Consider the following 517-nt stretch of genomic DNA (forward strand, 5'->3'; position numbering starts at 1 on the left):
ATCGTCACTGACGTTTACGATGACCTATGAGTAGCCTAGAGCTAGGGTGAGGCGCCGAAATCAAAGTCTTGGCGAAAGTCTAGACTTGCAACGCTGTCGAATACGCCCCCCATTTCTCGATCAAACCCTCTAATGACGTGCTTGCGTTGGCTTTCAATTTCATTGCCCCGCAACTATTCTTTTCCGGGTTGGCCCGGGCAGTTGTCCACTCACAATGAAAAAGGCCACCCGAAGGTGGCCGTCACACTATGAAGCGATAAGCTGCCTTGCCAGTGCCATCTCAACCGAGTCCCCATCCTGGTTCAACGCGTCAAGGCCAGACTCTGGAACATCTCCCGACGTGCTTTGAGCCACGGCAATTTTTTTGGCCATCAACTGCAGGCAGGTAATCTGCGAGCTGCCTACATAGCCAAAGAAGATCACCCGCACCGGATGCTTCTGCCCAATCCTCCATGACCGTCTGGCTGCCTGTTGTAGCGTATACACGTTGTAGCCGGTCTGTAAGAACACAATGGTC

At 52.8% G+C, this 517-nt stretch carries 1 pseudogene; it reads right to left on the reverse strand.

What is annotated here, in order from left to right:
- Positions 1 to 246: 246 nt before the first annotated feature.
- Positions 247 to 517, reverse strand: a pseudogene (locus tag GNF76_RS29505) (helicase-related protein); the annotation flags it as partial.

Source organism: Pseudomonas spelaei, from assembly GCF_009724245.1.
Taxonomy (GTDB): domain Bacteria; phylum Pseudomonadota; class Gammaproteobacteria; order Pseudomonadales; family Pseudomonadaceae; genus Aquipseudomonas; species Aquipseudomonas spelaei.